Below are 24,558 nucleotides of genomic sequence, written 5' to 3' on the forward strand. Positions count from 1 at the left end.
CATAACATTAAATGAGCTTGCCAATTCACCCAGCTCATCTTCTCTCTGGATGTCTACCCGTTGTGCTAAATCTCCTGATGCCATCTTCTTGGTCACTTCTGTTAACTTAAGAATCGGCACTGAAAGTTTTTTCCCCACAAGGTATGCTACCATAACAAAGGGAAATGCAAGAATTAAGAGCACACCCCATACAATATAATTCAGGTTATAAGCGACTCCATATCCTTCATCTTTGTCGATTTCTGCTATAACACCCCAATGAAACTTAGGCAACCAGCGCCATGCACTTAACACGGTTACATCGCTATAATCCTTATAGCCCTGTGCATCAAAGCCGTTATTACCTGAAATGCACTGTTGAACACCTTGAGTTACTTTACCCGTTTCCCGATCAATCACCCTCAACTCTAACGCACATCTCTTTTTTATTAGCCCCATATCTCTGAGATATCCTGCAAACCGTGATTCAGTAATCATGTATCCATCTTTGTTGACAAGATACGTTTTCCCTGTCTTCCCCAGATTAAGGCTTAACATTACATCGTTCAGCCTGGATACATCGATCCTCAATGCAACAACGCCCGTGATATTCCCCCCTTTATCTTTCAATGGTGTTGAAACAAACATCGTAGGAATACCCAGTTCTTCTTCTGCGTATTCATTGATAAGGGGAATCTCAGATGGAACAATACTTGATACAAATGAATCTCCTTGCATTGCTCCATGAAAATAATCAGTTTGCAGGATATCCCTTCCGATACTCTCTCCTGAGGTAGTAACGGTTACTAATCCCTTATTATTACTCATCATTATCCCTTTATATCCATATTCATTCTTAATTTCTTCAAGATATTGAACAATTTCGGGATAATCCTTATCCTCTTTAGTAATCTCCGTACCTTTTGCTATGAGGGGATTGTTTGCAATTACACGCGCATTCTTTACCCTCTCATATATCCAGTTAGTTACCAATTCAGCCTGTTTATGGACAATACCCTCGAGATTCCGTATCAACACTTCCTGAACATCAGCCTGTATTCTTGGATACGCTAAAATCCTCAGTAAAACGAACGGCAACAACGTAAAGGTGATGAGCAAAAGAATAAGCCGGTTTTTAATTGGAATCGATAGTAATTTTCTCTTTAATTGAACAAACTCAGGTTTAAATAAAAAACGCAATAAAAGAGTTATTATAGCAAATGAGAGTGTGGATACATTTGAAAATATAATGGTAGAATTTTTTATGTGGATTCCATAAGCTAACCACAAACTGCTTGCTACTACTACAATGGTCATCATGGCTGGCGAAACATCAGACAATGATTTAGTTTTTATACCCTGAATGATTTGTGGTATAAATCCTATTGACGAGCAGATTGCAGCAATTACTCCTATTAAAAACCATATCATAAGTATTCCACCTTACAAATATTTAACTTTATCCAGGCGATTTTGTTGGACATAAGCTACAATGGTATATTATCGTATTATTACTTTTTTTCAAAAATAATTTCTTGTATCGGGTATGTATCATGGATGGGCAAAATATGGGAATTTGGGAAATTATCTTATTTGTAATTTCGCTCATAATAATGGTGGTCGGTATGGCTGGAATTATAGTGCCCATAATACCGAGTATCCCCCTTATTTGGATTGGGGCATTTCTCTATGCTCTCTTCACACATTTTGAAAAAATTACGTGGATGATATTACTGATATTTGCGCTCCTTACCATTTTTTCTATTGTACTTGAAAATCTTGGGAATGTATATGGAGCAAAGAGGTTTGGCGCCACAAAATGGGGAATAATAGGCTCAATAATAGGCACCGGAGTTGGGTTTTATATGGGCGGCCCTATAGGATTGATATTAGGACCTGTTGCAGGCACTGTTGTCTTTGAGGTTATTGGCGGAAAGAGTTACAAGGGGGCATTGAAGTCTGGCTTGGGTAATTTTGCAGGTTTTCTGGGAGGGTCAATAGTAAAAATAATAATTGGACTGGCTATGATTATTATATTTATCTGGAAAGTATTTTAGCAAATTGATTCACCTGTAAAATTTGAATTCTTTTATTCCTTAGATTCCCTTCTTTTTACCTTTCCGATGCGACTTTCCTGGCGGTCTGTTTCGGTTTTGATGATAAACTGCCCATGCTGCACTTTTATCGTATCTGTTGTATTTTATCCCTTAGCTCAGCTGCCCGCTCGAATTGCAATGCCTCTGCGGCCTTAAGCATCTCTTCTTCCAATTCATTCACAAACTCCTGGGTAATGTATTCTTCTTCACTTTCAGCAACGGTCTCATAAACGATCTTATGAGATGCAACCTCATCTTCAATGCCCTTCTTGATCTCTTTTTGTATGGTAGCTGGCGTGATATTATGCTTTTTATTATATGCAATTTGCAGGGTACGGCGGCGGTTGGTTTCGTCCATTGCTCGTTTCATCGAATTTGTTATCTCATCTGCATACAATATCACCTCGGCATTTACATTTCTTGCAGTTCTGCCAATAGTCTGTATGAGCGAGGTCTCTGAACGGAGAAAGCCCTCCTTATCTGCATCCAAAATTGCTACGAAAGAAACTTCCGGTAAGTCTAAACCTTCTCTGAGTAGATTAACACCCACCAATACATCAAATTTCCCTAACCTTAAATCCCTTAAAATCGTTACCCTTTCTATAGCATTTAGCTCGGAATGAAGATACATACCCTTCAGTCCCTCTTCCTTAATATATTCACTAAGATCCTCTGCAAGCCGCTTCGTTAATGTGGTTACCAGTACCCGTTCCTTTTTCTGCGCCCTGCTCCTGATTTGCTTCAACAAGTCCTCTATCTGCGTCTTTGCAGGTTTCACAGAGATTATTGGATCAACAAGCCCTGTGGGACGAATAATTTGTTCAACTATGGTACCATGACATTTTTTTAACTCATAGGAACCTGGCGTTGCTGAGACAAATAAGATCTGATGTATCTTCGATTCCCATTCGTCAAATCTTAAAGGCCGATTATCTAATGCAGAGGGTAAACGGAAGCCATATTCGACTAAAACCTCTTTGCGCGCCCGATCTCCATGGTACATACCTCCGATTTGTGGAATAGAAACATGAGATTCATCTATAATAAGGAAAAAGTCTTTCGGAAAATAGTCGAAAAGAGTATACGGTGTTTCTCCAGGTGCACGGCCGCTCAGATGCCGTGAATAGTTTTCGATACCATGACAGTAACCTACCTCCAGAAGCATTTCCATATCATAGCGGGTACGCGCCTCCAGACGCTGTGCCTCTAAAAACTTTTCTTTTGAACGAAGATCCTTAAGTCTATCATTGAGTTCATATTCGATTGATCTGACCACCCCTTCAATCTTTCCTTCCGGCATAACAAAGTGCTTGGCAGGATAGATCGATATATCTTGTACTTCCTGTAAGAAATTTCCTGTCATGGGATTAATTTTAGAAATTTTATCAACCTCATTACCAAATAGTTCTATACGATAGGCAATCTCCTCGTAGGCAGGAAATACCTCTACCACATCTCCGCGTACCCGCAATGAGCCGCGAATAAACTGGATATCATTCCGCTCATATTGGATACTGACAAGCTTCCTTAAAAGTTTATTTCGTTCTATCGAGTCACCCTTGCAAAGATGTACATACATCTCCTGATACTCTTCAGGAGAGCCTAAGCCGTAGATACAGGAGACACTGGCAATAATAATAACATCCCTTCGTGACATAAGAGCGCTCGTAGCCAGGAGCCGTAACCGGTCGATCTCCTGATTAATGGTCGATTCTTTCTCAATGTAGATATCGCGCTGTGGAATATACGCTTCTGGTTGATAATAATCATAATAGCTGACAAAATATCCAACGGCATTTTCCGGAAAAAAACTTTTGAACTCACTGTAAAGCTGAGCTGCCAGAGTCTTATTGTGAGTCATGACCAGAGTAGGCTTTCCCAAAGCTGCAATAACATTTGCCATAGTAAAGGTCTTCCCTGAACCTGTTACACCCAATAAGGTTTGGGAACCCACACTGTTTTTGTAACTTTCAACCAATTGTTGTATCGCACGAGGCTGATCACCTTGCGGAGTAAATGACGAAACTAATTTAAAAATAGACATAGACTAACCCGTATACTATTCCCGTTAATTTTAAGCTTTTTATACATTTTTATTTTTCTGTTCCCTTTGATTTTATCAGTAATCTAAAGGCTTTCAAGGGAATTTAATTTTTATCTGTCTTTATCTTTTCCGAAACGGTCTTTGGCGATAAGTTTCATGCCAGGATCTTGCTTGGCAAAGGACAGAAGCCGGTATCAAGGCAGCTTTTCTAAACCGTATTATAGAACTGGGAATGCCTGAAAGTTATGCTATCGCATAAATTACACGATGCAGGAAAAAAACTATTTTTTTATCAGATTTGTGCAACAAAGCCATTAACATGTATAATATCCTTATTATCCACGGTGTTATAGAACTGGATATAGAAAGTTCGGTTAAAGAGGTTTTTAATTTCTTTGGACGCATTGGATATGTTATCGGCGGATTTTTCTTCACTCCTGATGATATAGAGCATGGGATACTACGCGCCAATAGTCCTCATCCTGGCTCTAAACTAAAACAATTCTCATGGTTTGATAAGAGAAAGGCGTTGTGTGTAACAAAACTGGATCCCCGTATTCACTTTGACCTCGTTTGTGCGGCAAGCTCCTGCCCTCCCATAGAATTTTATGACCCTGCTCGTATTCATGAGCAGCTTGATATTGCAGGGAGGAGTTTTGGTAATCGTAGGGGCATTGTGCTTGATAAGAACAGTAACATACTCTACCTTTCCCAGATATTCAAATGGTATGCCTCTGATTTTGGTAAAACACAACAGCAGGTAATACGTTATGTACTCAACTTTGCTGATGAGGATGTGAAAGATTATACCTTAGAAAATATCAATAATTTAAGGATACGGTATTTACCATACAACTGGAATTTGAATAAATCTTTGGAGTAAAGGAGACCGATTATGGCCGATTATGATCTTACGGTAATTGGAGGCGGGGTTGGTGGATTAAATGTTGCAAGTGGCGCTGCCCAACTGGGTGCCAGGGTTGCCCTTATTGAGAAAAATAAACTGGGCGGAGATTGTCTTTATACTGGATGCGTTCCAACGAAGACTTTAATTCATTCTGCCAAAATAGTATCTAACATAAAAAGGTCAAAAGCATATGGATTGAATGAAACCACTGTCTCATTCGATTTCAAAAACGTTGTGAATCATATGAGAGACGTAATAACAAAGGTCGGCGAACGCGATGATCCAAAAAGATTTGAGAATATGGGGGTAAAAGTCATTTTTGCCAATGGAAGGTTTATCGACCCTCATACTTTCGAATTCGATGGCCACAGGATTACCAGTAGAAAATTTGTTATCGCTACAGGGTCAAGGGCAGTTGCAATTCCGATCAAAGGACTTGAAAATATCAAATATTTAACCAATGAGAATGCCCTTGGGTTGGATTATTTACCGAAATCAATAATTATATTAGGAGCCGGGCCAATAGGACTTGAATTTGCACAAATGTTTGCAAGATTTGGATCGAAGGTCATTATTTTAGAAAAGATGGGGCAAGTTCTGCCGCGCGAGGATAAAGAGCTTGCTGATACCCTTGAATCAATCCTTAAGGAAGAGGGAATTGAGATATACACCTGTATTAATGTAGATCGTGTTAAGCAAGAAGGAAATCTAAAGGTCGTAGTAGCAGAATGCAGCGGACAGCCAAGGACCTTTCAAGCCGATGAGTTTATGATTGCCATTGGACGAGCGCCTAATTTAGAGGGACTAAATCTTGAAGCTGCTGGAATTAAGGCAGAAAAGAAAGGGATTCTGGTAAATAAGTATATGCGTACTACTGCTAAGAATATATGGGCATGCGGAGATGTTACAGGGCAATATTTATTTACCCATGTAGCCGAATATCAGGCGGGCCTTGTAATACCAAATGCCTTGATTCCTTTTGTGAAGCGAAAGGCAGATTACCGTGTCGTTCCATGGGTTACCTTTACCGACCCAGAACTGGGTCGTGTTGGATTAACGGAAGATGAGGCACGAAAAAGATACAAGCAGATAAAGGTATATAAATATGATGTAAAAGATTTGGATAGGGCTATCATAGAAGGTGCAGCAAAAGGAATTATTAAGATTGTTTGTACAACGAGAGGCATGATATTAGGTGCTCATGTCCTTGCACCACAGGGCGGAGAAATAGTGCACGAGTTTATCCTGGCAATGAAGAGTAATCTTGGAGTGAGAAATATTTCAGAAACGATCCATGTCTATCCGACATTAGCTCAAATAGTAAAAAGGACAACGGATAAATACTATGCTGAAAAGATATTTTCTGGATGGGTTCCGAAATTTACCAAGAAGCTGATACGATGGTTTGGATAATGCATCTCATTTCAAGATATTATTCCTCATAGTTGTTTATCGTAGTCGTAGCTATTAATCATTGCAGATAATCATTGCAGAAGGAGGTTGAAATGAGAATGATTATACTTCTGGTTCCTATACTGATTTTGGGTATGGTAATTACCGTTTATGCGGCTGAAGAAAATGATCCAAACACTCTCTATGATCGTATTCTAAAGCAATATGTTACGGAAGACGGAATGGTTGATTACAAGTCACTGAAAGGGGATAAGGAATTTGAAAAATATAGAGAATATCTTTCCACGATAGACCCTGATACACTGCCGTCCGATAAACACCGGTTGGTTTTCTGGATAAATGCTTATAATGCGTTTGTTCTAAAAGGGGTATTAGAAGAATATCCGATAAAAAGTGTCCTTGATGTAGGTTGGATTCCTCACGGTTTTTTCATCCGAAAGAAATTTAAGACGAAACAAGGGAAGATAACACTGCGAGAGATCGAGAATGAAATGCTAAGAGAGGCATTCCATGAACCGAGAATACATTTTGCCATTAGTTGTGCCTCAATGAGTTGTCCAAAGTTACGAACAGAGGCATACAGGACTGAGAAATTGGAACATCAATTAGATGATCAAGCAAGGTCTTTTCTCAATAACAGGAAAAAGAATTATTTAGATAAAGAAAAAAAGATTCTGTATCTCTCATCGATTTTTACATGGTATGAGGAAGATTTTGTAAAGAAAGGCGAAAAGATTGAGGAGTATGCTGCAAAATATCTAAACCAGGATGACGCAGAGTTCATAAGGAATAATAAAGTTATCGTAAAATACCTTGATTATGATTGGGGCTTGAATGAGCAAAAATCATAGATATTCTCATTTTTGTGGGAATATATTTCCATTTATTGTTTGTCTTGAGTAGGTGAAGGAATAATATTATTTCCGATGAATAAGAAATCAATAATAAAATTCAGCATTTTCATTGGTACCATTGGGGGCGCTTTCTTTGCCCTCAGGTATACCTTCTTATCACAATATATCCAAAAAGACAAGCTTTTAGGTCTTCTTGAACAGTTGAGAGAACACTGGTGGGGACCGGTGGCTTTTATTCTTATTTATGGCATTGGATGTGTCTTTGCAATTCCCGGTTCACTTTTGACATTAATTGGTGGTGCAATATTTGGCGTGATATGGGGTACTGTCTACAATATACTCGCCTCTAATTTAGGTGCCACCCTCGCGTTCTTAATGGCAAGATACTTTGGTCGTGATTTTGTTGCCGGTCTTATGAAAGGAAGAATAGAATCATTTGACGAAAAGGTCGCCAGTCATGGTTTCCGGTTTATTTTCACCCTCAGGCTCATCCCTCTTATCCCCTTTAATGCACTTAACTTTGGAGCAGGTCTTTCCAGGATTAAATATCGTGATTATGTATTGGGTTCTGTTTTAGGTATGCTGCCAGGTACGTTTATTTACACCTATTTTGCAGATGCACTCCTGAAAGGAGCCACAGGGGCCAGGAAAAAGGCCTGGATTAATTTAATAATAGCCAGTTCATTATTGATAGTAATTTCACTTGCACCAACTCTTTATAAGAGGTTTAAAAAATCGTAACAATTGAGTTTTTTGAAGACCCCTGCACGAATGGTATTTATTGATAGGGGCAGGTTTGAAACCTGCCCCTACGCGGCGTGTAACACATTGTTATTGTCGGAAACTTTTCAAAAAACTCAATTGTTGCAAAAAATCAAAAGATATTGACGTTAAATAATGTTCTATCCCTGTCCGTCAATACAGGAAAATAAAAACAGAGAATCTTAAGTTAGGCTTTTGGCAACGACTATGGTTGGTTCAACCTTGTAGATTGAACCATGCGTTTAGCACTGGCCAGTACGTTTTAGTTTACGCCAGGCGTATGAAACATGCTAAACGTTTCGGTTCAATCATGGACGATTGAACCAACTTTGAAACGGCGAAAAGGAAATACGAAATACTAAGCACGAAATGCGAAACAAATTCAAATGACCAAAATTTAAAAAAAACTTTTTAACACCACGAAGAGCATGAAGGGCACGAAGTAAAAAAACTATAAAACAAATCTTTCCCTGCAGGTTCGGGTTTGCAACCTGAACTTCTGAGTTTATGTAGATAACGGCGCTATGTGTAATCGAAGACGTGATCGGCAACATAAAACATAGGGTTCAAGTTACAAACATGAACCCGCCTAGGTTCTATAAATTAAGTCTTTCTTCGTGTCCTTAGTGAACTTCGTGGTTAAAATATTTTTGGTTACAGCTTTGCCACGCTGTGCAATCTATGTTTACTGTGTGTTTTAGTCGTTCAAACATTAGAATTAGAGAGGGGAATTTTATAAACAATGAAAAGGAATTTATTCTTGATAGGGCTTATCACTTTTATTATAGGAATGTCTGGGGGATGTAAAGGTATTAATCCTCATAATACTAATGGTTCTTTAACTGCAAATAAGGTGGTACATACTACAGAAAAGGAAAACGAAACGGGAGATGCAGAAAAGAAAGGATGCTTATCATGCCACGAAGGAATTGAAGTTATTAGTGACAGGATGCAGCCTTTTCTTTTAAGCTTTGCCAGACAGAAGTATAAAAAAGGGTCGGCCACGAATGCACAATCTGCCACGAAGGGGAACCCTCATCCGGTAAAAAGGAAGAAGCTCACAGAGGACTCATTTCAAACCCGTCGAGTATGTGGGTACTCCATGAGGGAAAAGGTTGCGCAAAATGCCATGACAGTAAAGGAAGTATACCTACACTCATGGGAGAACCTCTCAGCCAGCCTGTTGGAGGAGAACTTATGTCGCAGCAACTCCTTTTTTCAGAACCTTCCATGACGCTGGAAATAGACTACACATACAGAATGTCAATGTCTTTGCACTCCCTGATGACAGGAATATCAAGTAAGATACTGTCTTCAAACGGGGTAATACCGAAAGGCACATTTCCTTTTGGAAACTTTAACATGATAGATACAGATGGTGCAGTTCCAAGGGTTGGTTCTCAGGAATACAAGGAATGGGTTGAAAAAGCAGTTACCGCAGGTTTTTTAAGGAAACTTGAAAAAGTAGATGAAATCCCTGATTTTGAAGAGGTGATGAAAGTATTTGGCTCAGAAGAAAAAGCAGGTTTTTCAGATATTTACAGAAAACAGTGTGCGGAGACCTGAGGGCTTCCGGTTGTGCCGCATGCCATGTACTTTACGGAAACGACGGTAAATATGAGGGAAATGACCCTACAATAAAAGATGATGGCCATCGCCCACATCCGTTAAAACTTCGTATTACCTCTGCTATACCGGCGGCACAGTGTACCCATTGCCATACGAGAGGAAGAAGAAGAGGATTGCCACACCAATCCAAAAACTATAGGATATGGAACGGGCAATTCAAGGAGTACCGGGAAACTATTGGGTGGCAGTCCTTTATTTCAGGACTTGTCTAAAGGGGCGTACGGAGATATCCCCGGTGCGAAGAAGTCCGGCAAATGGCAGGTTCCAGGAATAGAGGATTTTCCTTATGCTTTAGACCAACTTGTTGTGAGAAGTGGAAAACAGGTACAGAACATGCCGATGCCTGAGGACAGGCCATTAAATTCCGGCGAGAGAAACCTTGTTGAAAGAGAGGGTTTGTGTATAGGCTGCCATCAATATCACGGTACACCTGAATGGGAAAAAATAATTGAAAAGTACGGAAGGGCTGAGACGGCAGAGCAGCATGAGAAGATAATCTCAGAAGCAATGAGGAGCCTCATAGAGAAAAGCAAATAAAGACCTGAAAACATTTGAAAAGGAGGTGCTAAATGGCAATCTTAACAATTCTTTTTCTGGCTACATGCTTTCTTGCATACACAAATGGTGCTAATGATAATTTTAAGGGTGTTGCAACGCTTTTTGGTAGCAGGACCACGACGTATAAATGTGCAATATGGTGGGCAACCCTTACAACATTTGCAGGTTCGATAGCTTCCATTTTCCTTGCATACAACCTGGTAAATACCTTTTCCGGGAAAGGGCTTGTTCCTCAAAGCACTACAAACTCTCCTGAATTTCTTACCGCAATTGGAATTGGTGCTGCTCTTACAGTTATGGTTGCAACGATCACGGGATTTCCCATCTCAACAACACACAGTTTAACAGGCGCCTTGATTGGTGCAGGTTTTATAGCCATAGGCACGCAGGTAAATTTTGCTATTTTAGGTACCTCTTTTTTACTTCCTCTTTTATTGAGCCCTGTTATCGCAATAGCCTCCGGTAGTATTCTTTATGTTATTTTCCGGAATATTCGAATTCGATCAGGTATAACAAAAGAGTGGTGTCTTTGTGTCGGCAAGCAGAAAAAGATAATTCCATCATATGAGCCTGCCGCTTCTCTTTCAGCAAACTGCGGCAGTACCCTTAGTGTTACCATTGATGAAGAAAAGAACTGCCGGGAGATCTATAAAGGTTATTTTTTAGGTATGAATAGCCAAAGACTGCTGGATTCCCTGCACTTCTGCTCTGCTGGAATCGTAAGTTTTGCCAGAGGTCTTAATGATACACCAAAGATCGTAGCCCTCTTATTGTTAATAAAAGGTTTATCTATATATTGGGGCATGTTGGCTGTTGGGCTTGGTATGGCTGTTGGCGGACTTTTTAGCGCCAGAAAAGTGGCTAATACCATGAGCAATGAAATCACAAAATTAAATCACGGGCAGGGTTTTACTGCAAACCTTGCTACGGGTATTCTTGTAATATGTGCTAGTAAATTTGGAATGCCTGTATCTACTACCCATGTATCAGTGGGATCCCTTTTTGGGATAGGTTTAATTACAAAACATGCAAATATTCGTAGAGTACTGGAAATACTTCTGTCATGGTTCATAACCTTGCCTGCTGCCGCGGTATTTAGCGGCGGCGCGTACTGGATACTAGAAAACTGGTTATTCAATTAACTCTAAGCATACAATGTTTAGAGGGTTTTTAAAACATGTTAAAGGAATATTCTCAATAAGAAAATTAACGGTAGTTAAGCTTCGAACCGAACTCGGAGTACATTGAGATCACTGGTGGTGATGGATTCGAAAAAGAGAATCTCTATTCAGCCGAGATTGCAAAAAATTGTTTGAATGCCGGCCTTTGGGAAGTTTTCCTCTATACAAAAGAGAATGGACAAAAGGCCCTGTATTACCAGGGATGGTTTATCTTTCCTCTTGGGCATTATAAAAAGGTATTTGAAGAGATTAGTGGTTTATCTTATTGGGAAAATCGGCGATGGTAGAGGTTAGAGCATTGGGTAGACCCTGCCGGGTCTCATGTGAGTTTAAATATTCTAAGAAAGGTTATCTCCGCAAAGGAAGCTCACGCAGAATTTCTGGCTCATGAGCGTGTTTTTGCACTCGGAGAGCAAAAGAAAAAACTCCGGACAACGCATTTTTGGAATATTATCACATGGAAGGATTTCTACGATGGGCATCACCCGGTTGAATTTGCAACATTTGCTTCTCCCGGAAGATATTTTGTTAAAAAACCCTGGAAAAATGAATACTGGAAAATTGCTGAGTTTACGAGAGCTATGATAAGGGATATTCAATCACCTGCTTCGGAGGATGTGTTACAGGAGATAGAACTTATTTTTAAAGATTCTAAAACGGGTGAAGAGAATCGGTTTTTCGTAAGCGGATTTAAGTTAAATCAGCTTCCCCAGCTCCGGATCGAGGATTATCCACAGGGCTTATACATGCCGATGGGTATCGAAGTACCCCCGTTCTTCCAGGGTTATCAAGATTTAGAGAGGAATCCACCCAACAAGAGCCCTTATTTTAGCGTACTGCTGGATTCAAAGGATACATGGGTTAATCATCATAAACTGGCTGTTGATGGGCCTGTTCTTCACAGGGATATTGACAATCCAAATTCCCTCCATGTTTATTTGCTTTCTTATGAGCGTCATAGTCTTGTAGGGCATTTCATTCTTAAGGCTTTTTGATACGGGCATAAATTTTACCCGGTATAATATTTTGAAGATTTGTACATTGAAATAAATTCATCAATAAAAACTTTTAGCGTAGCTACAATCGGAACTGCTAACAGTAACCCTAAAAATCCCCATAGTTGGCCAAAAATCAGGATAGCTAAAATTACCAGAGCAGGATGCAGAGATAACTCCTTTCCCATAATTCTCGGTGTTATTACCGTTGCTTCAAGCGATTGTCCAACACTGAATGTTATGATAACATATAAGAGATGTTTGAAATCACCGAATTCGAAAAGAGCAATAATAGATGCTAGAAAAATACCAATAGCAGTCCCCACATAGGGAATCAGATTACCAAAACCTCCTATAAAACCAACAAGAAACGCTAGATCAATCCCGGTAATTGTTAAACCAATGCTATAGATAAAGGAAAGAACAAGGCAAGTAATAGTTTGGCCTCTCAGATAAAACCGGAGATTGTGATTTACTTTAGATAAAAGGGCCATTGCCTTGTCTCTTATTGGTAAAGGAAAAATATTTTTTACTTTTTGGACAAGGACATTAAAGTCCTTAAGTAAGTATATAGCTACAACACTAAAGATAATAAAATTTACTGCAACACTAAAGAATCCGAAGGTACCATAAAAAATATTCTTAATAATTTTTAAGAAAAAATTGATAATCTGCGGAAGATATTTTTTATATTCCTGTATTGCTTCAGCTAAACGTCTTCTTTGCGCCCGAACCTCTTTTTTAACTTGCTCCTCCGGAGCAGTAAGGACATCCTTTACCTTTTGTTTTTTTATCTCTTCTGATTCAGTCTTCTCAGCATGCTCCTGTTTTTTTTGTTCTTCATTCTCCGTTGATTTCACTTTTTCAATTTGCTCCTGCAGAATTGGTTTTACTAATTGAGCAAATTCTTTATCTCCGTATCTTTCGATCAATCCCTCAAAGACGTGTAAATACTTTGGATACCGTTCCTTTATTAAAACACCTATTCTATAAACCCCGTCAGCTGTTTTAGGTATTGCGTAAGCTAAAAATCCTGATGTAAATAGCAAAACAGCAAGAATGAGAAAAATTATTCCAAATCCACGTTGTATATGTTTTCGGGTAAACGGCCATCGCTTTCGCTCAAAAAAATTAACCACAGGATTAAAAATATAAGCAACAATGAATGCGAGGAGAAGGGAAACAAGCGGCCCTCTCAGCAAGTAACAAAAGAATGAAAAAATAACGATTGAAATACCGATAAGTACGACCCGCATCCATATGTTGTCTAATATCTTTTGTTCTTTTTCCATAAAGTTTTATTTTCAGTCTACAGAAGCCGTATCCGGTCCAATCTTTATATGTTCTCTTATGGCATCTATAATAGATGTTCCAATACCGTTTACCTTTGCCAATTCTTCCGGGGTTTTAAAATCACCGTATTTTTCACGGTAGTTCACAATTGCCTTTGCCTTTACTTCACCTAATTTTGGCAATAAAACCAACTCATACCAGGGAGCCTTATTAACATCCAGTTTGATTTTTATATCCTCAGGATTAAGATTACGTATTACCTCTGTTTCGGGTAGCCACCAATGGTAATCCGTACCTGCTTTTATCACAACGCCAATACATAATAGTGTCGTTAAAAAGAAAATAACTATGAGCTGTTTTTTTGTAGGAGAGGTACTATTCGGCAATTTCTCTAACATAGAGATAACCTATTCTCATAAGGAATAAAGGCACCCTGAGTCGTGAAATGATACAGAAGAACCTCAACACTGAAATTCCTAACATCAAAATAGATGCTATGCTGAATCTGTTTGAGTGTCAAGGGAATTATTTCAACTGAAATCAGACAAGGATCACTATCTCTAATATCTTCAAAAATCAGAAATCACCTTTTTATCTTGAAATAATTATCTTAGTTCAGGTAGAATCCAAATTGTATTAACAATCTTAAAAATGGTAATTGCAAAAGAGCAAACCCTCCTTGTCTTCAAGGGAATCAGTAACGGAAAGAAGCTCCCTGCCAACTCCTTTTTTCAAAGGGAAAAAATCTATGGCGAAATATTTCAAGACGAATCGCGAGACAGCCGTAAAGGCCGCTATGAGTGAAAAACCACTCATCTTTAAATACCACGGCTGGCTGGGTATTGGGTTAATCTGTTTTGTAGAGTTTTGTTTACTTATCCAACATCATGTCTCCTTTGCATATAAAGTAAGTATCTGGACGACTCCTTTGTGTTGGTTAGGCTATGTGATGTTTTTAGATGCTGTTATTTTTAAGCTTAAAGGAAATTCGCTTCTCTGTAATCGCAGACGCGAGTTTTACATTCAAATACCTCTGTCTATTGCTTTCTGGCTCTTATTTGAATTTTATAACTTGCACCTCGCAAACTGGGAGTATCAAGGTTTACCCAAAAATAAAATAGAACTTTGCCTGGGGATGGGATTAGCCTTTGGAATGATTATGCCGGGGATGTTCCAGACAACAGAACTTATTGAAACACTTCGGCTCTTCGAACGATTTCGGATTAGCAGCCTCCATGTCTCAAACAGGGTTATTTACACCAGTATTGTACTCGGATTCTTTTTTATTATGGCGCCATTACTCATAAGCAGAGACTATGCTCAATATCTCTTTGGGCTTGTATGGACTGGATATGTAATGATATTTGAACCTATTGTATATTCCAGTAAAGGAAATTCATTACTCAGGGATTTAGAAGAAGGCAGGCTCTCGCGTATACTGAGCTTGTTTATAGCTGGCTATATCTGTGGTTTCCTGTGGGAATTTTGGAATTACTGGGCTGTATCAAAATGGGTATATACAGCTCCCTTTATGAAGGACGTCAAGATTTTTGAAATGCCTATTGCAGGATTTTTAGGATTTGGACCTTTCGCATGGGAATATTTTTGTTTTTATCATCTTTGCAAACTCGTAAGACAAGCACCTCAAATTAACCAATAAAACAATGTACGATATACCAAAATGCATCAATCAAAACGTCAGCACAAAAGACAGTGGGCAATTGGTCTATGTATTATTTGTGTAAGCATTCTTTTTGTTATGGTTACATTGGACACAAAAAACATAAAACAGCCTGCATTTATGAACAAAATCAAGCCAGAAGAATTAACCCCCTATGAACATCTTATTGAAGCCAAGAAGGCGTTAATTAATGAATATAAGTTGAATGAAAATTGGTTAAAATTTTCTCAGGAAAAAATTTATGATGCAAGAATACATTTGGAGGCTATTAAACGCGATTCTCCTGAATATATCGAAGCACAAAGGCTCATGGATGAAGTAAAGCAGAAAGAAGCAGAAATGGAAAAAGTATCGGCGATCTTAACCCAGGAATGTATGAGAAAACAACGGGAAGAAGTGGCAGGCAAACTGGAGAAGTATTTTATAGGCAAAAACATGTACGTAAATGTGCAATTAGACGGAGAAGAAAAAACCATTTTAAAATTAGAGTATGTATCATGGTCATACCCTCTCATATACAGAGTAATTAATGGTACAGGTTTTTTGCCCTCGCTTAAAAAACTAGGGTTCAAAAAAGTAATCTTCGACGCTACTCATAATTATTCCTGGACTTATGATTTAGAAGGGAATATACAAGAGTAAAAAAGCGGCATCAAATAATCTTATACATAGCGGATTAAGACGTTACTTCTTCAGTTTTGCACGATACTGCTTACGAAGTTTAGCCACTTTGGGCGCAATTACTATGCGACAATACGGTTGCTCAGGATTGCGTTTATAATATCCCTGGTGATGCTCCTCTGCCCGATAGAATGCTGTGAATGCCTTCATTTCGGTTACTATCGGTGCATCCCATATTTTGGCTTCACGAAATTCTTTCATCACATGTTCGGCAATCTCCCTTTGCTCTTGTGTGTGATAAAAAATCGCTGAACGGTATTGTGTACCTACATCAGCACCCTGGCGGTTCAATGTCGTAGGGTCATGTATAGTAAAGAAAACCTCCAAAAGTTCTCTAAATGAAATAATCATAGGATCAAAGGTAATCTGAACCACCTCAGCGTGGCCAGTAGTTCCGGTACAAACTTGATCGTATGAAGGATTAGGTACATTACCCCCGGAATAGCCAGATTCCACCTTCTCTACTCCACGCAGTTCTAAAAACAAAGCTTCCAGACACCAGAAGCATCCTCCCGCAAGTGTTGCAATTTCCTTTCCATTATCCACAGGAAAAGTAGATCTCATTTGACCTCCATTCTGAGCTTTGGAATCAATATTTAAAAAATACAGATAACTTATAAAACACAAGATAAAGATAATATATTTCATTTTAATCCTCATAGAAAATATATAGTAATTATTAATTCGGCTTAATTTTAATTTTATAGGTTGAGAAATGAAACTCAACTTTTCTATAAGACCGTGGTCAACGTTAAATTTTATAGGGCCTATCAGAATATCCTACTATCCAAATTATAGTAAAATAATAGCATGAAGTCCTGGATAAAGATATATTCAGTTATTTTTCATGATAATCCGTAAATCCCTTGCTTATTATTAACCTTGCCATTCTTTTAAATCACGCATAAAAAGGGATAAAATTGAGCTAACCACCAGGCGTACTGAAAATACTAAGGGTGATGGCTTTTATCGTTTTTATAAAATTTGTTTGACAACCAATTGGATGTATTGTAAATTTACGATTATTAAAGAATTCTAAGGCGATGGAGTTCGCCAAACTGCTACACGGTAGCTGATAACTCCTATTGAGGTTTTCCTTCGATAGGAGTTTTTTTATTGGAAAAGCCCCTGTCGAAGCATATAGTTTTGACAGGGGCTTTTTGTTTTTCAGTATTATCTGAAAGATAATTCCCCTATTCCCTGATCGATAGGAGGAGTTTATGGAGAAAGTTATCGGCGTTAAGGATCTTCAGAATTTAGGTTTGTTGGGCGTTGAATATACGAAGTTAGATTTGTACGATGCTTTTATGATGTACTTGATACTGAATAGTGAAACCATTAAGGATCATGTTGTTTTAAGGAACGGCAAATATATATTTGACAGTAGCTCTTGTTTTGGGATGGATAATTGGATGGTTTAAGACTTATAAAAAAGAGATCATGAGAGTTGCAGGAAGGGTAACAACGGCAAGTGCTGCTGTGAAAAATATTGCTATGAGTTATTTGAGAGAGGAATGTGTTCCATGTTAGAGGAATTTATAAAACAGAAAACAGAAATACTGGCTGTTATTGAAGATATTGAGGTTCTAACGAAAGAAGAGTTCGGGAAAACGGATGATCGATTGCTTACCATCAAGGAACAGTTGGTATCCAATTGTTTTAACCTGGTAACCCTGGGCCAATTCAAAAGAGGTAAGACGACACTTATTAATAGTCTGATTGGCAGAGAAATCCTCCCTTCATCCATAGTGCCACTAACATCTGTTGTAACGATCCTGAAGTTTGGTGAAGAAGTCAGATGCGGTGTCTTTATGGAAGACGGTAGTGAGAAGAAGATTCGCATAGAAGAACTTTCTGATTATGTAACAGAAAAAGGAAACCCGAAAAATATACGTGGTGTACGGTGTGCACGTATCGAGCATCCGTCTTCTTTTCTTGAGCAGGGTATGTTGCTGGTAGATACGCCCGGTGTAGGATCTACCTTTCTGCATAATACAGAAACGACGTATGAGTTTTTAGACCATCTGGATGCGGCATTGTTCCTCATGAGTGCTGACGTACCCATCTCACAGGTAGAAAAAGAACTCCTTGATACGATTAAAGATTCTATCCAAAAAATATTCTTTGTTTTGAATAAGATCGATAATTTGTCTCCTGAGGAAATCGAAGAGATTATTGCCTTCAACAAGCATGTTCTTGAAGAGATGGGATTTACTGTTCATGAAATATTACCCGTCTCTGCAAGGGAAGCACTTAAGGCTAAGATGACGAAAAACGATATTCAGCTTTCACAGAGTGGACTTTTGAACCTGGAGGATAGATTAGGTAATTTTCTTGCTTCAGAGAAAGGTAAAATCATCTTAAATACAGCGGTATCCAAGGTAAAACGAATTATTTTACAGAAACTGTCACAAATAGCCATTGAGAAAAAGACACTAGAGGCTTCCGAGGAAGAGTTGGAAAATAAAATCAAAACCTTTCATAAGCTTGTTGCAAACCTGAAACAAGACAGAGAGGATATTACCTGTCTGCTCAGGGGTGAATCGGACAAGTTGTGTTTCAAGGTAGAAGAGATGTTAAAGGTTTTTGAGGAAAAGGAGATACCGGCGATAAAGCGCTTCCTCCAGGATTTTTTTGAAAAAAATCAAGATACAAATCCAACGATCTTAAGGGATGAGATGCAGAAGATTATCAAGGATGAGATTGTTAAGGGATTTGATGTGTTTAGGAAAGATATCGAGGGCATAATCTCAAATAGTATCCAGGAAACCTTTCATCGTTTTACAAAACGTTCCAACGACATTATGTGTGAGTTTAGGACGGCTGCAGAGATACTCTTTGAGGTATCCATGAATCAATTTGAATTTTCCGTTGAACTAACCAGGGATAATAGTTTTTATTACATGGTCCAGGAATATACGGCTCCTACCGAAGAAGAGGTCAAGTCTATTCTGCGCACCTTTCTGCCTAAATCGGTAAGCAGAAAGATGGTTTTACATGAGATGATGGAGCGGGTATCCTCTGATGTGAGTCGAAATTGCGGCAGGGTACGCTCTGATTTATCAGCAAGGATTTGTAAAACTATTCATCATTACTCTAAACAATTGAAGGATCTTGGGAGTGACCTCATTAAGCAGATAGAACAGGCAATTCAAAGAGGCCAGGAGAGGCGAAAGGCAGGAAGTGAGTCTATACGTGTTGAACTTGCCTTATTAACGAGTAAAGCAGAAATCCTTGAAGGGAATAGAATGAAACTTGAAAATATATGGAACACTGGTAATTTAATTGATAAAGAGAGTAAGCAGATGTAGAAACAATACCCTTAGTTTTTCAATTACGAGAAGTCTAAATTTCAGAGTATCTTTCGTATATTCATTTTAAACAAATGGAGGTCTTTATGAAAAAGATAGAAGCAATAATTAGGCCTGAAAGGTTTGATACCGTGAAGGATGCTTTATTAGAATTGGGCTATCCAGGGATGACGGTAACAAAGGTAAATGGACATGGGAATCAAAAAGGGATAGATCAGGTGTGGCGCGGGAGAAGATTTCGCATTGATCTCTTATCAAAGCTCAAGATTGAAATTGTTGTCAAAGATACTGATGTGGAAAGTATTGTTACTGCTATCATCAATGAGTCTCAAACGGGGAGTATTGGCGATGGGAAGATATTTGTTTTCAATATAGAGAACGCTTATCGAGTTCGTACCAGCGAGTCAGGAGAGATTGCAATCTAAATAATGTGATTGTGAATTTTTCAACAAATTAAGGAATAGAGGAGAGGTGAAGCATTTGCTGATCGTGAAATGAGTGTATTTTCCCATACCCTTGCAAATGCTTCGCCCCTACGGGGGGACATAGTATTATGTTAAATAACGATCAAAAAAGGATGCCATGTATGCCTGATACATGGGATGGCACTGGTAAACAGAAGTATATCATACCAGTACTTGAAATTGATACCTATGGGTCGGTAGAAATGACTAATAGAGTGGGTCTGGTAGGTGTAACAAAATCCAGTCTTGACACTTTAACTACGCTGGTATTAAGTATTCTTGCTGGTGTTTTTATGGCACTTGGTGCTCAGCTCTTTATATTAGTAACACATACTGCAACATCTAATTATGGTATAAATCAACTTGTTGGCGGTGTGGCCTTTACTTTGGCAATGGTTTTAATTGTGATTACCGGTGCCGAACTTTTTGCGGGAAATTGCCTTGTTGCGATGTCTTTTATGGCCCGGAAAATTTCCGGTAAGGCCTTTACCAGGAATATGGTCATTACATTTCTTGGCAATTTTATTGGTGCATTAGCCGTTGTATTATGTCTATACACCTCTGGCCAATGGATGATGAATAATCATCTCCTGGGCGCGAAAATAGTCCTTACGGCCAATGATAAAGTAAACATCCCATTCGGTGTAGTCTTTGCACGGGGAATGATGGGCAATGCCTTGCTGTGTCTCGGTGTCTGGATGTGCTATTGTGGTAAAAGTAATCTCGATAAAATACTGTCATTACTCTGGCCTACGTCTTGCCTTATGGCCTGTGGATTCGAACACTGTGTTGTTAACATGTGGCTTATTCCTATGGGAATTATCCTAAAAGAGAATCGAGCGGTACTGGCTGCCGCCGAAAAGATTCATGGTGGAATACCAGATCTTTCAAATCTTACCCCTTGCAAAGGAAAGCGAAAGATGGCAGAAAATAATATTCCAGAGTCTACCCAAACTATAGATAGAGATGTAGCATATTCACCTTCACAGACAGCCTCTGTAGTTGAAAATAAGGCAGTAATAAGGGCAGGATTAACGGTTACACAAACACTTGTATTGAGCATTTTAGCCGGGATTTATGTTGCTATGGGTGCCCAGTTTGCCACCTTTGTGACAAGCGATTCTGCCTTACACGCTGGATTTACTTCTTTCATTACTGGTATTGTATTTTCCCTTGGGCTTATACTGGTCGAAGTTGCTGGCTCTGAACTTTTTACGGGTAACAATTTAAATATTGTAGGTTATCTTAGTAAAAAGATTATGACACGTGAATTGTTTAGGATCTGGACCTTAGTATATGTTGGTAATTTTATAGGCGGCCTTATGATGGTTTATTGGATGTATACGGCACACCAGTGGGAATTTTTCCACTGTATGACAGGTGCGAAGGCACTGCTTATTGCCCATAAAAAAGTTAATCTCTCTTTTGAAGAGGCCCTGGCAAGAGGTACACTTTGCAACGCATTGGTATGTCTTAATGTCTGGTTGTGCTACAGCAGTAGGAGTGTAGCAGATAAGGTAATTTCGACTCTGTTTGCCATTGGTGGTTTCGTTGCCAGCGGGTTTGAACACTGCGTTGCAAACATGTATTTTATCCCAATGGGTGTAATTTTGAGAAAACATCCGGATGTCGTCGCTGTAGCAGAAAGAATGGCAGGAAAAACACTAGATCTCTCTCAACTTACCTGGAAGGGGTTTTTTATCAACAACCTTCTTCCCGTTACCTTGGGAAATCTCATCGGTGGCGTTATTCTGATTGGTGCAGTGTTTTGGTTTCTTTATTTGCGGCCACACATGCGTTATTTATCTTTTTCCTCGGAAAAAGAATTTTCTACGGATAGTGAATAAATCTTTAGATATACAAATAGTAATAAATCATTACTTATCATAATGAATATGATGGTTCGTTTAATGTTAGAAGGAAACCATGTTTTATAGGAAATTGGATAGAAACTTTTGATTTAATTGATTGTATTTTCCTTAAGGTAAAATATCATGACATTCTTTTGTCCTTTGTGTTGGAAGGAGATCAAAGAAATCGATCTCATATGCCCTTTCTGTGGTGCCGATATATTAGAATATGTGAATAAAGATTTTGAGGAAAAGTTGGTAAATGCACTCAGGCATCCAGAGCGGGAGACAGTTCGGCGGGCTATTCATATCCTTGGTAAACTTAAAAGTACAAAAGCTGTACGGCCGATTATAAAGCTCTTTAAACAAACAGACAATACCTTTTTAAAAATGGAAATTCTTAATACCCTTAATGAAGTTGGAATACCAGAGACCAAGGAATTTATGCTGAAAGTGATCGATTCAGATGTAGGCCTGATAAAAAGAATGGCAAAGTCAATAATAAGCAAGGGATTCACAGAGTATCATGAAAAATAACTGAATATATCTTTACAGGCTGTCCGCGAATTCAATTGACTCACAAATACCATACTAAATATTGTTGTTGTGCTAATATTTTATCAACATATAGTATAGGATTTGTCGTGTGAAAACATTCTCGGACAGCCTGTCAAGGCGTGATTCCATTCATATGGAGCGGTAGTGGAATAGTGGTCATGTGGGGCGTTTTTGTTAGACGAATTCAAACATCTATCTTGCTATTATTAAAGCTTCTTTCACTTCGTGAGGTAGTTTAACAAGAATGAAATAGGACTGTGGATAAAGATAGTCTTCACCGGATTCATCAACAACTCTAATATATCCTTCCCTTTCGGCATCGTCGTCCGGAAGGATTTGATAAATCTTGCGTATTTCCAAATCTTCACAGTCTTTATTTCCTATACAAATCGCAAATGTCTGATCTTCCTTTTCTCTTTCCATAGTTTAACCCAAAAACCTCTTGATTTTCATTTTCTTTCTGCCAATACCATGTGCTTCGTACCAGTGTAACTCTGCATTACATATCCTTCCATTTTCAAGACAAACTTTTCCAATACCTTTAAGCTTGCGCCAGCGACCATGACCAAAGTGTTTTTGAATCCGCATTATACACGTATTCTTCCTCCTATGGCAATAGTTTCAATATCCTGAATCTCTCCTATTATCTCAAAATACACAGGATTTTTCACCCTTATAATCTATATGCCCAACGTCAGGAATGACTCACGGAGGAGGCCTCGACTAGCGGCGCAATGCAGGTTAAGTTAGGCGCTTTCTTCATTCTTCATAAGAAGCTACCACACATAAAGATTCAAGCTATTGTCTCATGCGTCATGTATCACACTATCTACTCCCCCAACAAGCGAGAAAATATATTCGCAATTCTTCTTAATCAGTCATCATAGGGGTCATAAGAAAAAGGCTCGTCTCTTTGCAGGATGCAGCAATGCTTTCTCCATATGACTTAAGTATCACGGTATAATCAAAATACCATTTCTTTTGACCCCATTCTTGACACGCCAACGTTTGAGCTAAGCGGCCCGCACCGCGGGCATGCCGATGACCGATCCGTCTGGACGCAATAGTTAGGCGCCTGCTGCACAGACGTTGCTGATGCTATTGCGACAGCGAAAGGTCCCTAACTAGGTGGAGCTTGACTTGCCCATCAATTCCGGCGCGGTAGAAGTATCCCTTGTTCGGCTCGACAGTTGTCTCTACCTGAACAGGCGCAACCGTTCCGATGATGTTGAACATTCGAATCTCAAGAAAGACCAGACCGGGATCAACATCAAAAGCGAAAGCTTCCCTCGGCCTCAATTCAGCGACAAGAATGCCGTTGATCCAGAGTTCAAAGACATGTTCTATTCCTTGAAACCCCGAGTCTCGAATGACCGTTATTCGCGCCGGCGACTTGGAAGCGGAAGGAAGAGCCGCGCGCACTCGGGATTGCGGTACCTGCTTCACCTTAGACATCGGTGTTGGAACGGTGCCGCATCCAAGAAGAACGAATGCGAGTGTGAGAGGCAGGATCGATGCTTTGTGCATGTTTTCCCTTCAGAGTTCCCGTAAAAAGGATCACACCTTGAGAGGTTGTCCGAGAATGTAAAATCCAAAAAATCAGGTATTGATATTAAAGGACTTATGACACGAGAATTTGATAAAATACCTATTCTCGGACAGCCTGTTTATTATTGACAAATCGCCTCCATAACCCCCTTCTGTGTTTCCCGATTTCATTCTGCTATTTTCAAATCATTTAAATAGCTTCAGCAACCACTAATTTTCAAGAAAAATCAAAGCAAGCCTTACGATAAGGAATAAAGATATTTTCAAGCAACCTTGCGTTCAATTTCCTCAAACTTAACAGCCACCTTTTTGGAAACTCCCGGTTCCTGCATAGTATACATATACATACATATACATATAGGGGTCCATATAGGGGTCAGTCCATATAGTCCATATAGAGTCCATATAGGGGTCAAATCTTTATTATTGACAAATCGCCTCCAACTCTTTTGATAATCTAAGAAAAACGCTCGTCTCTTTGCTATGACTTAAGTATCCCTTGACCCCCTTCTGTCCTTGGCCGGGGAAGTACCTTTGTTTGAAAAACCATCGCTTCTACCCAGCAAACCTGAACCTGTTACGAGGACGGCGCGACCACGTCTGTCTTGAACGCCGTGTTATACCACGTTTTTATTGCGAAAGACGTGAATTACTGTTTACAATTTTATCGTATTGCCGCCGCAAATAAATTATAGCTAAGATTTTGGGCTAGCGACCAAATTAAACTTATTTAGCAACCAATTGAGTAAAACTC

At 39.1% G+C, this 24,558-nt stretch carries 26 protein-coding genes, 1 pseudogene and 1 riboswitch; of the genes and pseudogenes, 19 read left to right on the forward strand and 8 right to left on the reverse strand.

Annotated elements, in window-relative coordinates; genetic code table 11:
• On the reverse strand, positions 1–1,410 hold a 1,410-nt coding region (locus FBQ94_RS16150), incomplete at its 3' end, for a SemiSWEET family transporter (RefSeq protein WP_285442264.1).
• 137 nt (positions 1,411–1,547) lie between these two features.
• Here FBQ94_RS16150 and FBQ94_RS16155 point away from each other — a divergent pair.
• Positions 1,548–2,036 carry a DUF456 domain-containing protein gene (locus tag FBQ94_RS16155; protein ID WP_502872699.1) on the forward strand — a complete coding sequence of 163 codons (489 nt, stop codon included), beginning with the start codon at positions 1,548–1,550 and terminating at the stop codon, positions 2,034–2,036.
• A 124-nt stretch (positions 2,037–2,160) separates the two neighbouring features.
• Here the strand turns inward: FBQ94_RS16155 and uvrB are convergent, their stop codons facing one another.
• Positions 2,161–4,119: an excinuclease ABC subunit UvrB gene (gene uvrB, locus FBQ94_RS16160; protein WP_007220813.1), complete on the reverse strand. Its 1,959-nt coding sequence runs from the start codon at positions 4,117–4,119 to the stop codon at positions 2,161–2,163.
• Between the two features lie 131 nt (positions 4,120–4,250).
• Between uvrB and FBQ94_RS16165 the strand changes: the two are divergent.
• From FBQ94_RS16165 to FBQ94_RS16215, 11 genes and pseudogenes are all read left to right on the forward strand, one after another.
• A pseudogene (locus tag FBQ94_RS16165) lies at positions 4,251–4,378 on the forward strand (IS5-like element ISJca1 family transposase); the annotation flags it as partial.
• A gap of 60 nt (positions 4,379–4,438) precedes the next feature.
• On the forward strand, positions 4,439–5,002 hold the full coding sequence (locus tag FBQ94_RS16170) for a DUF547 domain-containing protein (RefSeq protein WP_007220812.1): 564 nt from the start codon (positions 4,439–4,441) through the stop codon (positions 5,000–5,002).
• A 12-nt stretch (positions 5,003–5,014) separates the two neighbouring features.
• The gene (locus FBQ94_RS16175; protein WP_007220811.1) at positions 5,015–6,439 is read left to right on the forward strand and encodes a dihydrolipoyl dehydrogenase family protein; all 1,425 of its coding nucleotides are present in this window, start codon (positions 5,015–5,017) and stop codon (positions 6,437–6,439) included.
• A 92-nt stretch (positions 6,440–6,531) separates the two neighbouring features.
• A complete protein-coding gene (locus FBQ94_RS16180; protein ID WP_007220810.1) occupies positions 6,532–7,290 on the forward strand; it encodes a DUF547 domain-containing protein in 759 nt (252 codons plus the stop codon).
• 75 nt (positions 7,291–7,365) lie between these two features.
• The gene (locus tag FBQ94_RS16185) at positions 7,366–8,034 is read left to right on the forward strand and encodes a TVP38/TMEM64 family protein (protein ID WP_007220809.1); all 669 of its coding nucleotides are present in this window, start codon (positions 7,366–7,368) and stop codon (positions 8,032–8,034) included.
• A gap of 763 nt (positions 8,035–8,797) precedes the next feature.
• Entirely contained in the window at positions 8,798–9,289 is a 492-nt protein-coding gene (locus tag FBQ94_RS16190) for a hypothetical protein (RefSeq protein ID WP_040543547.1), read from the forward strand.
• The gene (locus FBQ94_RS16195) at positions 9,286–9,621 is read left to right on the forward strand and encodes a hypothetical protein (protein WP_285442266.1); all 336 of its coding nucleotides are present in this window, start codon (positions 9,286–9,288) and stop codon (positions 9,619–9,621) included. The genes FBQ94_RS16190 and FBQ94_RS16195 overlap by 4 nt, the downstream gene beginning before the upstream one ends.
• Positions 9,606–9,896 carry a hypothetical protein gene (locus tag FBQ94_RS16200; RefSeq protein WP_285442267.1) on the forward strand — a complete coding sequence of 97 codons (291 nt, stop codon included), beginning with the start codon at positions 9,606–9,608 and terminating at the stop codon, positions 9,894–9,896. The genes FBQ94_RS16195 and FBQ94_RS16200 overlap by 16 nt, the downstream gene beginning before the upstream one ends.
• Positions 9,862–10,221 carry a hypothetical protein gene (locus tag FBQ94_RS16205; RefSeq protein WP_007220806.1) on the forward strand — a complete coding sequence of 120 codons (360 nt, stop codon included), beginning with the start codon at positions 9,862–9,864 and terminating at the stop codon, positions 10,219–10,221. Before FBQ94_RS16200 ends, FBQ94_RS16205 begins: the two co-directional genes overlap by 35 nt.
• A gap of 32 nt (positions 10,222–10,253) precedes the next feature.
• The gene (locus FBQ94_RS16210; protein WP_007220805.1) at positions 10,254–11,384 is read left to right on the forward strand and encodes an inorganic phosphate transporter; all 1,131 of its coding nucleotides are present in this window, start codon (positions 10,254–10,256) and stop codon (positions 11,382–11,384) included.
• A 362-nt stretch (positions 11,385–11,746) separates the two neighbouring features.
• Entirely contained in the window at positions 11,747–12,418 is a 672-nt protein-coding gene (locus FBQ94_RS16215) for a hypothetical protein (RefSeq protein WP_007220804.1), read from the forward strand.
• A gap of 14 nt (positions 12,419–12,432) precedes the next feature.
• Here the strand turns inward: FBQ94_RS16215 and FBQ94_RS16220 are convergent, their stop codons facing one another.
• Together FBQ94_RS16220 and FBQ94_RS16225 are read right to left on the reverse strand one after the other, a co-directional pair.
• Positions 12,433–13,710 carry an AI-2E family transporter gene (locus FBQ94_RS16220; RefSeq protein WP_007220803.1) on the reverse strand — a complete coding sequence of 426 codons (1,278 nt, stop codon included), beginning with the start codon at positions 13,708–13,710 and terminating at the stop codon, positions 12,433–12,435.
• 12 nt (positions 13,711–13,722) lie between these two features.
• Positions 13,723–14,109 (reverse strand): ComEA family DNA-binding protein, encoded by a 387-nt coding sequence (locus FBQ94_RS16225; protein WP_007220802.1) that lies wholly within the window; start codon positions 14,107–14,109, stop codon positions 13,723–13,725.
• Positions 14,110–14,459: 350 nt separating this feature from the next.
• On the opposite strand from FBQ94_RS16225, the gene FBQ94_RS16230 reads away from it, so the two are divergent.
• Together FBQ94_RS16230 and FBQ94_RS16235 are read left to right on the forward strand one after the other, a co-directional pair.
• Positions 14,460–15,371: a hypothetical protein gene (locus FBQ94_RS16230; RefSeq protein WP_285442268.1), complete on the forward strand. Its 912-nt coding sequence runs from the start codon at positions 14,460–14,462 to the stop codon at positions 15,369–15,371.
• Positions 15,372–15,392: 21 nt separating this feature from the next.
• On the forward strand, positions 15,393–16,034 hold the full coding sequence (locus tag FBQ94_RS16235; RefSeq protein ID WP_007220800.1) for a hypothetical protein: 642 nt from the start codon (positions 15,393–15,395) through the stop codon (positions 16,032–16,034).
• 42 nt (positions 16,035–16,076) lie between these two features.
• Here FBQ94_RS16235 and msrA read toward each other — a convergent pair whose 3' ends face one another.
• The gene (gene msrA / locus FBQ94_RS16240; RefSeq protein WP_040543827.1) at positions 16,077–16,637 is read right to left on the reverse strand and encodes a peptide-methionine (S)-S-oxide reductase MsrA; all 561 of its coding nucleotides are present in this window, start codon (positions 16,635–16,637) and stop codon (positions 16,077–16,079) included.
• A 466-nt stretch (positions 16,638–17,103) separates the two neighbouring features.
• Positions 17,104–17,165: riboswitch (Fluoride riboswitch) on the forward strand.
• A gap of 128 nt (positions 17,166–17,293) precedes the next feature.
• Here msrA and FBQ94_RS16245 point away from each other — a divergent pair.
• The 5 genes from FBQ94_RS16245 (at position 17,294) to FBQ94_RS16265 (ending at position 22,235) form a co-directional block, all read left to right on the forward strand.
• Positions 17,294–17,494, forward strand: a complete 201-nt coding sequence (locus FBQ94_RS16245; RefSeq protein ID WP_007220798.1) for a hypothetical protein — start codon at positions 17,294–17,296, stop codon at positions 17,492–17,494.
• Positions 17,495–17,596: 102 nt separating this feature from the next.
• Positions 17,597–19,384, forward strand: coding sequence for a dynamin family protein (locus FBQ94_RS16250; protein ID WP_007220797.1), 1,788 nt, complete (start codon positions 17,597–17,599; stop codon positions 19,382–19,384).
• An 86-nt stretch (positions 19,385–19,470) separates the two neighbouring features.
• Positions 19,471–19,809, forward strand: coding sequence for a P-II family nitrogen regulator (locus FBQ94_RS16255; RefSeq protein ID WP_007220796.1), 339 nt, complete (start codon positions 19,471–19,473; stop codon positions 19,807–19,809).
• A 161-nt stretch (positions 19,810–19,970) separates the two neighbouring features.
• Positions 19,971–21,695, forward strand: a complete 1,725-nt coding sequence (locus FBQ94_RS16260; RefSeq protein ID WP_007220795.1) for a formate/nitrite transporter family protein — start codon at positions 19,971–19,973, stop codon at positions 21,693–21,695.
• 147 nt (positions 21,696–21,842) lie between these two features.
• On the forward strand, positions 21,843–22,235 hold the full coding sequence (locus tag FBQ94_RS16265; protein WP_007220794.1) for a HEAT repeat domain-containing protein: 393 nt from the start codon (positions 21,843–21,845) through the stop codon (positions 22,233–22,235).
• Positions 22,236–22,448: 213 nt separating this feature from the next.
• Here FBQ94_RS16265 and FBQ94_RS16270 read toward each other — a convergent pair whose 3' ends face one another.
• The 3 genes from FBQ94_RS16270 to FBQ94_RS16280 all read right to left on the reverse strand — a co-directional run bounded on the left by FBQ94_RS16270 (position 22,449) and on the right by FBQ94_RS16280 (position 23,783).
• The gene (locus FBQ94_RS16270; RefSeq protein ID WP_007220793.1) at positions 22,449–22,679 is read right to left on the reverse strand and encodes a hypothetical protein; all 231 of its coding nucleotides are present in this window, start codon (positions 22,677–22,679) and stop codon (positions 22,449–22,451) included.
• A gap of 3 nt (positions 22,680–22,682) precedes the next feature.
• Complete coding sequence (locus tag FBQ94_RS16275; RefSeq protein ID WP_007220792.1) at positions 22,683–22,844, reverse strand: hypothetical protein; 162 nt, start codon at positions 22,842–22,844, stop codon at positions 22,683–22,685.
• A gap of 510 nt (positions 22,845–23,354) precedes the next feature.
• Positions 23,355–23,783 carry a hypothetical protein gene (locus FBQ94_RS16280; protein ID WP_051006153.1) on the reverse strand — a complete coding sequence of 143 codons (429 nt, stop codon included), beginning with the start codon at positions 23,781–23,783 and terminating at the stop codon, positions 23,355–23,357.
• Positions 23,784–24,558: the final 775 nt, after the last annotated feature.

Origin of the sequence: Candidatus Jettenia sp. AMX1 (assembly GCF_030263775.1) — a bacterium.
Lineage (GTDB): Bacteria > Planctomycetota > Brocadiia > Brocadiales > Brocadiaceae > Jettenia > Jettenia caeni.